Below are 12,055 nucleotides of genomic sequence, written 5' to 3' on the forward strand. Positions count from 1 at the left end.
TGGCGGCCCTGTCCGGCGTTGGCGGGTCTGCGGCCGTCAGTGGCCGCGGTGGTCCTGGATGGTCATCCGCGGGCCGAAGACGGGTTTGCGGAACCCGCTGAGACCGATCAGGCGCACGACGCGCTGCCGGTGGCCGGCCCAGGGCGCCAGCAGCCGGAGCATGCCGGCGTCGTCGGTCCGGCGGCCGGTGAGCGCGGCCCCGACGTAGGCGGCCAGGTGGTAGTCGCCGACGGCGATCGAATCCGGGCAGCCGTGGGTGCGCTGCACCACCTCCGCCGCCGTCCAGATGCCGATTCCGGGGATGGTCTGGAGTTTCGCCGCGGCCTCGCCGGCGGGCAGCGGCGCCAGCCGCTCCAGCGCGGCGGCGGAGCGCAGGGCCCGCATGACGGTGGCCGATCGCTGCGGACCGACCCCGGCCTTGTGCCATTCCCAGGACGGGATGCGCAGCCATTGTTCGGGGGTGGGCTGGACCATCAGGTTCGCCGGCGCGACGCTGCCGGCACCGGGTGCCGCAGTCCCGAACCGGTACATCAGGTAGCGGTAGCCCCGGCGTGCCTCGATCACCGTGACCTTCTGCTCAAGGATCGTCGGCACCAGCGCATCGATCATCCGGCCCGTGGCGGGCAACCGGACGGCCGGGTTGCGGCGCCGGGCCTCGGCCACCAGCGGCGGGAGGGTGGCCTTGAAGCCCGGTTCGTCGAAGCCGGTCCAGTCATCGTCGCCCCCCAGCAGGCGCGGAACCGCGTCCACCGCCCGGCGCGCCCCGGGTCCCCAGGCCCGGGCCTGAACCCAGGGTGCGGAGGCGGGGCCGGCGGGGGAGAGCCGCAGCGTGGCAGGCCCCGCCGCCGTCGTGAACGCCATCCAGAGCCCGTCAGGGCCGACCCGGATGGAGGGGTCGCCGTGGCCGCGGCGGAGGATGCCGAGCGTCTGCAGCAGATCGTAGGGCCCGCCCGGGTGCCACTGCAGCGAGGCGTCCGCCGCGTCGGCTGCCGCGGCGGGAAGTTCTGCGCTGCTCATCGGACCATTTTCCCACGCGGGACCGACGCCGGCCGGACAGGGGGCCGCCGGCTCCGGAGCCGCCGGACCCGATGGCCCTTACCGCCGAAGGTGTGCGGGGCTAGACTCCGGCGGGGGACAGGACCGGATCCGCCGGGAGGGCGGCGGATGGGCGACGGAAAGGACCAGTGCAATGGCCGGTGGAGTGGTGCATTTCGAACTTCCCGCGGATGATGAAGGCCGCGCCCGGGAGTTCTACAGTTCGGTGTTCGGCTGGGGGTTCCAGGTCATGCCGGAGATGGAGTACAGCCTGGCGCTGACCACGCCGATGGACGAGCACGGCAGGCCCGCCGTGTCCGGGTCGATCAACGGGGGCCTGTTCCGCCGCGGCGAGCTGACCGCGCCGGTTGTGACGGTCGACGTCGACGACATTGACGCGGCGCTCGCCCGGATCGAGGCCGGGGGCGGAACGGTCCACCGCGGCAAAATGGAGGTGCCGGGATCCGGGTGGAACGCCTATTTCAAGGACACAGAAGGAAACATTGTGGGGCTGTGGCAAAACGCTGCGCCGGCGGACCAGCCCGCAGCCGGGGACACCGCCGCCGGCACCGCGGCGCCGGGTAACGACATCGGCGCCTGACCGGGGTCAGTGCATGCCGCTGGTCAGCCAGAGGGCCACGACCGCCACCGGGACGGTCAGGACGACGGCGGCCAGGCCCGCCAGCGCGAAGCCGCCCCAGCGGATGTCGACGTTGAGGGCCCGCAGCCGTTCGTGCCAGAGCAGCGTCGCCAGCGAGGCCCACGGGGTCACCAGCGGCCCGAGGTTCACCCCGATCAGCAGGGCAGCGAGCCGCACCGGCGAACCGGCCAGCGGTTCGAGCGCCAGGTAGGCCGGCAGGTTGTTGGCCGTATTGGCCGCGCCGGCGCCAAGCGCCGCGAGCTGCAGCAGCGCGGTCAGCCCCTCCCCGGTGCCGGCGGCGGACGCGAGGGCCCTGGTCAGCCCGTTGGCGTGCAGCGCCTCCACCACCATGAACAGCCCCGCCGTGAGCAGCAGCGGCCGCCACGGTACCATCGACCAGCGCAGCGCCGAACGCCGCCGCCACAGGAAAAGCCCCAGCAGGACTGCCGCGGTGGCCGCGGCCGGGACGTGCACCGGGATCCCGGAGACCAGGGCGGGCAGCAGCAGGACCATCACGCCGGCGGAGGCGTACAGCAGCACCTTGTCGCGCACCCGGTGCATCGGCTGCGGACCGTACCGGCCCCGAAGGTCCTTCCGGAAGGCCAGCCAGAGCAGGACCAGGGGCAGCAGGATTCCCGCCAGCGCCGGCGCCCAGACCAGGGCGGCGAAAGCTGCCGGGCTCAGGCCCAGCCGCGACTGGGCCAGCAGGTTGGTCAGGTTGGAGACCGGCAGGAGCAGCGACGCCGTGTTCGCCAGCCAGATCGTGGTCAGCGCGAACGGCAGCGGCGGGATCCGGGCATGCACCGCCAGCAGGACGACGACGGGCGTGACCAGCACCGCCGTCGTATCCAGCGACAGGAACACCGTGGAGACACAGGCCAGTGCGATGACCAGCAGCCACAACAGCAGGACCCGGCCGCGGCCCAGAGCGGCCAGCCGGTCCGTGACCGCCCGGAACAGGCCGGCGTCGTCCACCAGTTCGGTGACCAGCGACATCGCCACCACGAAGCCCAGCACCGGCACCGTGCGGCCGGCGAGTTCCTCGAACGCGGGCCAGGGCAGCCATCCGGCGGCCAGCGCCGCGGCCCCGGCCAGGAACATGCCGCCGGGGACCAGGTAGCTCTTCAACGCCGTCCGCCAGGCTCTTCGCTTCACCGGCTAATCCTCGCACCCGCGGGGCGGCACGGGCGACGGGACCGGCCTGCGCCACCGGAGGCGGTAGCGTTGTAGCTATGAAGTACGCCCAGTCCGTCCTGGACCTCATCGGCCACACGCCGCTCGTCAAACTCAACCACGTGACGGACGGCATCGCCGCCACCGTCCTGGTCAAGCTGGAATACCTGAACCCCGGCGGGTCGATCAAGGACCGGATCGCCGCGAAGATGGTCGAAGACGCCGAACGCAGCGGCAAGCTGCTCCCCGGCGGCACCATCGTGGAGCCGACGTCGGGCAACACCGGCGTGGGCCTGGCCCTGGTCGCGCAGCAGAAGGGCTACCGCTGCATCTTCGTGGTCCCGGACAAGGTCGGCGAGGACAAGCGGTCCGTTCTCCAGGCCTACGGGGCCGAGGTGGTGGTGACGCCCACCGCCGTCGCCCCGGACAGCCCGCAAAGCTACTACGGCGTCTCCGACCGCCTGGTCAGTGAAATCCCCGGCGCCTACAAGCCGGACCAGTTCTCCAACCCCGCGGCGCCGGCCAGCCACTACGAATCCACCGGCCCGGAAATCTGGGCGGACACGGACGGCCGGATCACGCACTGCGTGATCGGCGCCGGCACCGGCGGCACGATCACCGGCACCGGCCGGTACCTCAAGGAAGTCTCCGCGGCCCGGCCGGAGGCCGAGGGCGGCGTGGTCAGGATCATCGGCGCCGATCCGGCCGGCTCGGTCTACTCCGGCGGCACCGGCCGGCCCTACTTCGTGGAAGGCGTCGGCGAGGACATGTGGCCGGCGAACTACGACAAGACCGTCCCGGACGAGGTGATCGCCGTCAGCGACGCCGACTCCTTCGCCATGACCCGCCGCCTGGCCCGCGAGGAGGGGCTGCTTGTCGGCGGTTCCTCCGGCATGGCCGTGGTAGCCGCGCTGCAGGCCGCCAAGGACCTCCCGGCGGACGCCGTCGTCGTGGTGATCCTGCCCGACTCCGGCCGCGGCTACCTGGCCAAGATCTTCAACGACCAGTGGATGCGCTCCTACGGGTTCCTCCCCGGCGGCGACGAAGCCTCCGTCGGCGAGGTACTCAAGGCCAAGACCGGCGAGCTGCCGGACCTGGTCCACATCCACCCGAACGAAACCGTCCGCGACGTCATCAACATCATGAACGAATACGGGGTCTCGCACATCCCGGTGCTGTCCCAGGAACCGCCCGTGGTGATGGGCGAGGTCCTCGGCGCCGTCGATGAGCGCACCCTGACCGCCAAGCTGTTCCGCGGCGAAGCGAACCTCGCGGACAAGATTTCCGAACACATGGAGCCGCGGCTGCCGGTGATCGGTTCGCTCGAATCGATCTCCACCGCCCGGGAACTCCTCTCCGACACCGACACCCTCATGGTGACCTTTGTCGGCGCGCCGGTGGGCATCCTGACCCGCCACGACCTCCTCGCCTACCTCAGCAACTGACCAGTTCAAGGAGTCCCATGTCCACGCCAGAACGCTCTTCCGCCCAGGCCGCCGGCTTCAACACCCGCGCCGTCCACGCCGGCCAGGCCTTCGAACCGCGCACCGGTGCCGTGGTGCCTCCGCTGCACTTCTCCTCCACCTACGCCCAGGAAGCCATCGGCGTGCTGCGCTCCGGCTATGAGTACGGACGCGGCGGCAACCCCACCCGGGACGCCCTGCAGGAACAGCTCGCCGCGCTCGAAGGCGGCTCGCACGCCTTCTCCTTCGGCTCGGGATTGGCCGCCGAGGACTCGATGATCCGGGCCCTGACCCGCCCCGGAGACCACATCGTGCTCGGCAACGACGCCTACGGCGGGACCTACCGGCTGATCAGCCGAGTGCTGGGGGAGTGGGGGATCGGCAACACCCCGGTGGACATGTCCGATCTCGATGCCGTCGCCGCCGCCGTCGCGGCGGGCGGGACCAGCGGCGGCAAGACCCGCCTCGTGTGGGTCGAGACGCCGTCGAACCCGATGATGAAGATCACCGATATTGAAGCCCTCGCCAAGGTGGCCCACGACGCCGGAGCCCTCCTCGTCGTCGACAACACCTTCGCGTCCCCGTACCTGCAGAACCCGCTGGCGCTCGGCGCCGACGTCGTCGTGCACTCCACCACCAAGTACATCGGCGGGCACTCCGACGTCGTCGGCGGCGCGATCATCGTCAACGACACGGAGCTGGCGGAGAAGATCGGCTTCGTCCAGTTCGCCGTCGGCGCCGTGTCCGGGCCGATGGACGCCTTCCTCACCACCCGCGGGCTGAAGACCCTCGGCGTGCGGATGGACCGGCACAGCGACAACGCCCAGGCCGTGGCCGAATGGCTGCTGCAGCGCCCGGAGGTGGAGGCCGTGCTGTACCCGGGCCTGCCCTCGCACCCGGGCCACGAGCTGGCGAAGAAGCAGATGAAGAAGTTCGGCGGGATGATCTCCGTGCAATTCAAGGGCGGCGAGGCGGCCGCGCGGAAGGTCGCCGAGTCCACCTCCGTGTTCACCCTCGCGGAATCCCTGGGCGGGATCGAGTCGCTGATGAACTACCCGTCCGAGATGACGCACGCCTCGGTCAAGGGCACCGAACTGGCTGTCCCGGAGAACCTGATCCGGCTCTCCTGCGGCATCGAGGACGTCGAGGACCTGATCGCGGACCTCGAGCAGGCCTTCGCGCGCATCCAGACGGGCAGCTAGCCTCCGGTGACCGTTACTACCCGGGCCGGTTCCGCCACCCGCGGGCTGGTCGCGACTGCGGCGGGCGCCGCCGCCGTCGTGGCCGCGCTGGTGGTGCTTTACTCGGCCTACATCCCGCTGATGAACGACTTCGAGGTCTACTTCTACGGCGGAACCCGGGTCCTGCAGGCTGGTGAAACCGGGATCAACGAGCTCTACGCCCCGCGCGAGGGCCTTCCGTTCACCTACCCGCCGTTCGCCGCCCTGCTCTTCGCCGCCCTCGCCGCCCTGGGCCAGGGCGCCGGCAGCCTCCTGTTCATCGGCACCGCGCTGCTGGGCGCCGCCGTCGTGTCCGCCTGGCTGACCCGGCATTATTTCGGCCTGGTCCGCTGGCGCGACGCTGCCGCCGACTGGCGGTTCCGGTCGGTCACCCTCGCCGGCACCGCGGCGATCCTGCTGATGGGCCCGTGGCGCGACACCTTCGACTTCGGCCAGATCAACATCATCCTGATGGGCCTGATCCTCGCCGACTTCGCGCTCTATACGAAGGCGCGGGCGGGCGGCCTCCGCTGGCCGGCCGGCCTGCTGATCGGCATCGCGGCGGGGATCAAGCTGACCCCGCTGGCCTTCGGCCTCTATTTCCTGGTCCGCCGGGATTTCAAGGCCCTCGGCTGGATGGCGGCCGGCTTCTTCGGCTCGGTGGCGCTCACCTGGGCCGTGCTGCCCGCGGCGTCGCTGACCTTCTGGACCAGGATCCTGCCGGACACCGGCCGGATCGGGGTCCCTGGCTATGTGGACAACCTGTCGGTCAAGGGCCTGCTGCTTCACCTGGGCATGCCGGACTCGACCCTGACCTCGGTGATCTGGCTGGCTATCTCGCTGGGCCTGGCCGCCGTCGCCGCGCTGGTGATCAGGTGGGCGGTCGAGGCGGAGGAAAACTTCGTGGCCGTCTCCGCCACCGCGGTGCTGATGCTGCTGATCAGTCCGGTGTCCTGGTCGCACCACTGGGTCTGGATGGCCGTGGCACTGCCCTGCATGGGCTTCGCGATCCACCGGGTTCCCTCGCGCCAGGGGAGAATGCGGGTGGCCGGCTGGATCATCGTGGCCGCGTCCGCCGTCGCGTTCTACCTCACGCCCAAGTACCTCGCGGTACTGGCCGGGGCGCATGAGTGGGGCAAAGACCCCATCACGCAGTGGCAGTTGACGGTCGCGAGCCTTGGCGTGGTCTGCGGCATCGCGATGCTGGGGTACTGGGCGCTGGCCTACCGGCCCTCCCGCTCCGCGCTGCGCCAGCGACCCTAACCTCCACCGCGCGAACGGACACTTGGCGCCCTCGAGTGGGGCGCGAACGGACACTTGGCGCCCTCGGGTGGGGCGCGAACGGACACTTGGCGCCCTTCCCCGCGGCTGGAAAGGGCGTCAAGTGTTCGTTCGCGCTGGCTTTCTTCAAGAGAGTCAGCTAGCCTGCGGGTATGGCACTTCGATCCGACTGGTCCGCGCGCACCTGCAGCCTAGCCCGCGGCCTCGACATCCTCGCCGACCCGTGGGGCATGCTGGTCCTGCGTGAGGTCTTTTTCGGCAACGGCCGCTTCGACGCCATCAAGGCCCGCCTCGGGGTAGCGGATTCCGTCCTCACCCGGCGCCTGGCGGCCCTGGTCGACGCCGGCCTGCTCACCCGCAGCCCCTACGACGACGGCGGCCGGCGCCGGGCCGAATACGTGCTCACGCCCAAGGGCGAGGACGCCCTCCCGGTGCTCAACGCCGTCGTGCTCTGGTCCGAAAAGCACCTCCCCGCGCCGTCGGACCAGGCGCACATGTTCGTCATCCATAGCGGCTGCGGCCAGCGGACCTCCTCCGCGGACCGCTGCACTGCCTGCGGCGAACGGCTCACTGCGGAGAACACCAGCTGGCACAGCCTTACCCGGACCGCTGATCCGGTGCCGCTGGCCACCGCCCCGCGGGAGTCCCGGACAGCGGCGCCGGACCGCCGGACCAGCCGCACGAAGGGAACCGCAGCATGACTGTGACCCAAACCCCGCGTCGGCCGAAGCCCGGCCGCCGGCTCCACCCGGCCTGGACCGTCGCGGCCGTCGCCTTCCTGGCCCTGGTCGGCGCTGCGGGCTTCCGCGCCGCCCCGGGCGTGCTCATGGTGCCGCTGCAAAACGAATTCGGCTGGTCCACCACGGTCCTATCGACCGCCGTCAGCATCAACCTCGTGCTGTTCGGCCTCACCGCGCCGTTCGCGGCGGCCCTGATGGAGCGGTTCGGCATCCGTGCCGTGACCGCCGTGGCGCTGGTGCTGATCGGAGCCGGTAGCGCCCTGACCGTCCTGGTGAACCAGTCCTGGCAGATCCTGCTGACCTGGGGGCTGCTGATCGGTCTCGGCACGGGCTCCATGGCCCTCGTCTTTGCCGCGACGATCGCCAACACCTGGTTCGTGAAGAGCCGCGGGCTCGTCATCGGCATCCTCACTGCGGGCAGCGCCGCGGGCCAGCTGGTCTTCCTGCCCTTCATCGCAGCCCTCGCCCAGCAGCCCGGCTGGCGGCAGGCGTCCCTGCTGATCGCGGCCGGCGCCCTCGCGGTGGTTCCGCTGGTGCTGAAGTTCCTGAAGAACTCACCGGCCGACGTCGGGGCGCTGGCTTACGGCGCCGAGCCCGCCGGTGACGCGGAGCCGGCAGGCGCGCAGGAGGGCGCCGGGCAGCCGGCCGCCGGTCCCCGCCCCAACGCCGCCGTCCGGGCGCTCCAGGTGCTCAAGCGCGCCAGCCGGGTCCGGACGTTCTGGGCACTGGTGGCAGGCTTCGCCATCTGCGGCGCGACCACCAACGGGCTGATCGGCACGCACTTCATCCCCTCCGCGCACGACCACGGCATGGCCGAAACCACCGCAGCGGGCCTGCTCGCCGTCGTCGGCATCTTCGACATCCTCGGCACCATCGCCTCGGGCTGGCTGACCGACCGGTTCAACCCGCGGATCCTGCTGGCGGTCTACTACCAGTTCCGCGGCATCGGGCTGCTGGTCCTGCCGCTGCTGCTCAGCGCCGAGGTCCAGCCCAGCATGATCGTGTTCGTCGTCATCTACGGCCTGGACTGGGTGGCCACCGTCCCGCCTACCGCCGCGATCTGCCGGCAGGTATTCGGAGCGGACGGCAGTGTGGTCTTCGGCTGGGTCTTCGCCGCCCACCAGCTCGGTGCCGCCGCGGCAGCGCTGGCCGCCGGTGCCGTGCGGGACGCCACCGGCCAGTACACCTACGCCTGGTTCGCCGCGGCCGCCATGTGCACCATCGCCGCCGTCATCAGCGCAACCATCCGCAAGGACGCCGCCCACCCGGCCCCGGTTCCCATCGCGTCCTAGCCCGGAGCAGTACAGCTAGGCTGGGGCCATGACTTCCACCCCGACCCCCTCCGGAGCTGCCGCCCCCGCCGGCCGCCCGGCGCAGCGGAAAACGGCCCTCGTGACCGGCGTCGGCCGCCTCGCCGGTATCGGCGCCGGCGTGGCCCGGCGGCTCGCGGCGGACGGCTGGGACCTGGTGCTCACGTACTGGCAGGACTATGACAGCCGGATGCCCTGGGGCGTCCAGCCGGACGACGTCGAACGCCTCACCGCGGAGCTCCAGGCGACCGGCGCCGCCGTGACGGCGGTGCCCGCAGACTTTGAGGACCCGCAGGGCGTCGATCGGCTGATGGCCGCGGCCGCCGCCGAAGCCGGCACCCTCCAGGGGCTCGTGCTCAGCCACGCCGAATCCGTGGACTCCGGCATCCTGGATACCACCCTGGAGAGCTTTGAGCGGCACTTCGCTGTCAACACCCGCGCCAGCTGGCAGCTGATTGCCGCCTTCGCCCGGCGGGCACCGGCCGAGGGCGGCGCGATCGTCGCCCTGACCAGCGACCACACGGCCTTCAACCTGCCCTACGGCGCGTCCAAGGGAGCCCTGGACCGGATTGTGATTGCGGCCGCCCGGGAGCTGGGGCCGCAGGGCATCAGCGCCAACGCCCTCAACCCGGGACCGGTGGACACCGGCTGGATGGACGAACCGCTGCGCGAGGAACTGTCCCGGCGCCAGCCCGGCGGCCGGCTCGGCACCCCCGCCGACGTGGCCGGGACCGTGGCATTCCTGCTCTCGCCCGAGGGCCGCTGGGTGTCCGGGCAGCTGGTCAAGGCCGACGGCGGTTTCTCCGCCTGACGCTTCCCGACCACCCCGCCGAGTCCGAGCCCCCCGCCGAGGTGGCAGCTCGCGGCAGTGTTCCGCAACGACACTGCCGCGACGTGTCATCTCGGGTTCACCGGAACGCGGCCAGCCCGGTGATGTGCTGGCCCAGGACCAGGGTGTGGACCTCGTCGGTGCCCTCGTAGGTCCGTACTGACTCCAGATTCGCGGCGTGCCGCAGCGGCGAGTAGTCGAGGGTGATGCCGTTCCCGCCCAGGATGGTGCGCGCCTCGCGGGCAATGGCGATTGCCTCCCGCACGTTGTTCAGCTTGCCCAGGGAAATCTGTTCCGGCCGCAGCTTCCCGGCGTCCTTGAGCCGGCCCAGCTGCAGCGCCAGCAAGGTGCCCTTCTGGATTTCGACCAGCATGTTCACCAGCTTCTCCTGGGTGAGCTGGTAGCCGGCAAGCGGCCTGCCGAACTGCAGCCGCTCCTGCGCGTAGGCGAGCGCCGCCTCGTAGGAGTCGCGGGCGGCACCCATCGCACCCCACGCGATGCCGTAGCGTGCCTCGTTCAGGCAGCTGAAGGGGCCGCGGAGACCGCGGGCGGCCGGCAGCTGCGCCTCGGGGCCGAGGCGGACGCCGTCGAACGTGACATCGCACTGGATCGAGGCGCGCATGGACAGCTTCCCGCCGATCGGCACCGCCGTGACGCCGGGCGTCCCGGCTGGAACCAGGAAGCCGCGGACGCCGTCGTCGGTCATGGCCCAGACCACCATCACGTCGGCCACCGAGGCGAGTCCGATCCAGCGCTTGGCCCCGTCCAGGATCCAGCCGGCTCCGTCCCCGCTTCCGTCCCGGCGGGCTGTCGTCTGCATGGCAGCCGGATCGGAGCCGGCCGTGGGTTCGGTGAGGGCGAAGCAACCGATCACTTCACCGGCCGCCATCCGGGGGAGCCAGTGCAGCTTCTGGTCTTCCGAGCCCCACAGGTGGATGGCGGTCATGGCCAGCGACCCCTGCACCGAGACGAAGGTGCGGATGCCGGAGTCGCCGGCCTCCAGCTCCATGGCGGCGAGCCCGTATTCGACGGCGGAACGGCCCGGGCAGCCGTAGCCCTGCAGCTGCATGCCCAGGACACCGAGTTCGCCCAGCTCGGCGGCCAGCTCGAGCGGGAAAATGCCCTGGTCGTACCAGTCGGCGATCCCGGGCCGGATCCGCTGGCGGGTGAAGTCGCGGATCTTCTCCCGCGTGGCCAGTTCCTCGGCGCTCAGCAGGGCGTCGATCGCCAGGACATCGGACACGTCGGTTGCTCCCACACTGCTCATTGGAGCATCCTACGGCGCGGTGCGGGCGGTGGGCCGGACCTTCCCGCCCGGTTACTTCCGGGCCGGCCCGCGGATCGTGGCGGACACGCCGGTGTCGCGACCCGGCGGGGCGGCCGGCGGCGAAGTAACCGGGCAGGAACGCCGCCCGCCGTCCTCCAGCCGCCCGGGCATCGCGGGCCTACACTGGTGCCATGAATACCGCCACCGTCCTGGCCGTCTGCTGCGTGCACCAGCTGCTCAGCGACGAGGGAAGGCTGGGCGTGACCGCGATCGACAAGCGGCCCGTGGACGGGCCCGTCAAGGTCCACCGGCTGGGCCTGCGCGGCGATCTGCAGGCTGACCGCTACGACCACGGCGGCGAGGACCAGGCCCTGTACGCCTATTCCCAGGACGACGCCGACTACTGGGCCGCCGAGCTCGGCCGCGACATCCCGCCGGGCTACTTCGGGGAAAACCTGCGGATTGCCGGGCTCGACGCCACCGCGGCGGTGATCGGGGAACGCTGGAGGATCGGGCTGGACGTGGAGGTTGAGGTCACCTCCCCGCGGGTGCCCTGCGCAACCTTCCAACGCCGGATGAACGAGCCCCACTGGGTGAAGCGGTTCACTGAGGCCGGCCGGGTGGGCGCGTACCTGCGGGTGGTGCGCACCGGCAGCATCCAGGCCGGGGACCACATCCACCGGACGTATGTCCCGGCCCACGGTGTCAGCGTCGGCAAGTGGTTCTCCGACCCCACCGTGCAGGATATGGACGCGCTCCGCGACGCCGACGCCGACGGGCTGATCCGGCTGCAAGCGGACTACCAGCAGGCGTTCGCGAAGCTGCAGGCCAGGACGGGGGAGTAGGTACCTGCGGCGCAGGGTGTGCGCAAGCTCACCGCCGCTGCAGGCCGCTGCGTTGGCACGGGCGCCGCCGCATGCCCTACACTTGAACTATCCCCCACTCCGGAAATCCCTTATTCCTGCCCAATTTTTGAGGCAGGACTGGTAAGTGTTGGGGCCCGCTAATGTGATGCGGGCATTTTCATAGGGAGAGCCGGCTAAAGAAAACGCTGTACAGACTGCTGGGATAGCAGCCAAGAGATGCAGCGGGAAGTC

Annotated in this window: 11 protein-coding genes; 8 read left to right on the top strand and 3 right to left on the bottom strand. The window is 71.0% G+C overall.

What is annotated here, in order from left to right; translation table 11 throughout:
* Positions 1-36: 36 nt before the first annotated feature.
* The gene (locus ASG71_RS05805; RefSeq protein ID WP_056737739.1) at positions 37-1,017 is read right to left on the bottom strand and encodes a DNA-3-methyladenine glycosylase family protein; all 981 of its coding nucleotides are present in this window, start codon (positions 1,015-1,017) and stop codon (positions 37-39) included.
* A 172-nt stretch (positions 1,018-1,189) separates the two neighbouring features.
* On the opposite strand from ASG71_RS05805, the gene ASG71_RS05810 reads away from it, so the two are divergent.
* Positions 1,190-1,636 (top strand): VOC family protein, encoded by a 447-nt coding sequence (locus ASG71_RS05810; protein WP_056737740.1) that lies wholly within the window; start codon positions 1,190-1,192, stop codon positions 1,634-1,636.
* 6 nt (positions 1,637-1,642) lie between these two features.
* On the opposite strand, the gene ASG71_RS05815 is transcribed toward ASG71_RS05810, so the two are convergent.
* On the bottom strand, positions 1,643-2,830 hold the full coding sequence (locus ASG71_RS05815) for an SLC13 family permease (RefSeq protein ID WP_235563939.1): 1,188 nt from the start codon (positions 2,828-2,830) through the stop codon (positions 1,643-1,645).
* Positions 2,831-2,907: 77 nt separating this feature from the next.
* Between ASG71_RS05815 and ASG71_RS05820 the strand changes: the two genes are divergently transcribed.
* The 6 genes from ASG71_RS05820 to ASG71_RS05845 all read left to right on the top strand — a co-directional run bounded on the left by ASG71_RS05820 (position 2,908) and on the right by ASG71_RS05845 (position 9,673).
* A complete protein-coding gene (locus ASG71_RS05820) occupies positions 2,908-4,293 on the top strand; it encodes a cystathionine beta-synthase (protein WP_056737742.1) in 1,386 nt (461 codons plus the stop codon).
* Between the two features lie 17 nt (positions 4,294-4,310).
* Positions 4,311-5,513, top strand: coding sequence for a cystathionine gamma-synthase (locus ASG71_RS05825; RefSeq protein ID WP_056737743.1), 1,203 nt, complete (start codon positions 4,311-4,313; stop codon positions 5,511-5,513).
* Positions 5,514-5,519: 6 nt separating this feature from the next.
* Positions 5,520-6,794 (top strand): glycosyltransferase 87 family protein, encoded by a 1,275-nt coding sequence (locus tag ASG71_RS05830; RefSeq protein WP_056737744.1) that lies wholly within the window; start codon positions 5,520-5,522, stop codon positions 6,792-6,794.
* Positions 6,795-6,964: 170 nt separating this feature from the next.
* Positions 6,965-7,513, top strand: coding sequence for a winged helix-turn-helix transcriptional regulator (locus ASG71_RS05835; protein WP_056737745.1), 549 nt, complete (start codon positions 6,965-6,967; stop codon positions 7,511-7,513).
* Positions 7,510-8,844 carry an MFS transporter gene (locus ASG71_RS05840; RefSeq protein WP_056737746.1) on the top strand — a complete coding sequence of 445 codons (1,335 nt, stop codon included), beginning with the start codon at positions 7,510-7,512 and terminating at the stop codon, positions 8,842-8,844. Before ASG71_RS05835 ends, ASG71_RS05840 begins: the two co-directional genes overlap by 4 nt.
* 28 nt (positions 8,845-8,872) lie before the next feature.
* On the top strand, positions 8,873-9,673 hold the full coding sequence (locus ASG71_RS05845; RefSeq protein ID WP_056737747.1) for an SDR family oxidoreductase: 801 nt from the start codon (positions 8,873-8,875) through the stop codon (positions 9,671-9,673).
* A 97-nt stretch (positions 9,674-9,770) separates the two neighbouring features.
* Here ASG71_RS05845 and ASG71_RS05850 read toward each other — a convergent pair whose 3' ends face one another.
* On the bottom strand, positions 9,771-10,958 hold the full coding sequence (locus tag ASG71_RS05850; RefSeq protein ID WP_056737748.1) for an acyl-CoA dehydrogenase family protein: 1,188 nt from the start codon (positions 10,956-10,958) through the stop codon (positions 9,771-9,773).
* A 191-nt stretch (positions 10,959-11,149) separates the two neighbouring features.
* Between ASG71_RS05850 and ASG71_RS05855 the strand changes: the two genes are divergently transcribed.
* Entirely contained in the window at positions 11,150-11,803 is a 654-nt protein-coding gene (locus ASG71_RS05855; protein ID WP_056737749.1) for an MOSC domain-containing protein, read from the top strand.
* The last annotated feature ends 252 nt before the right edge of the window (positions 11,804-12,055 follow it).

The organism is Arthrobacter sp. Soil763 (assembly GCF_001428365.1).
GTDB lineage: Bacteria > Actinomycetota > Actinomycetes > Actinomycetales > Micrococcaceae > Arthrobacter.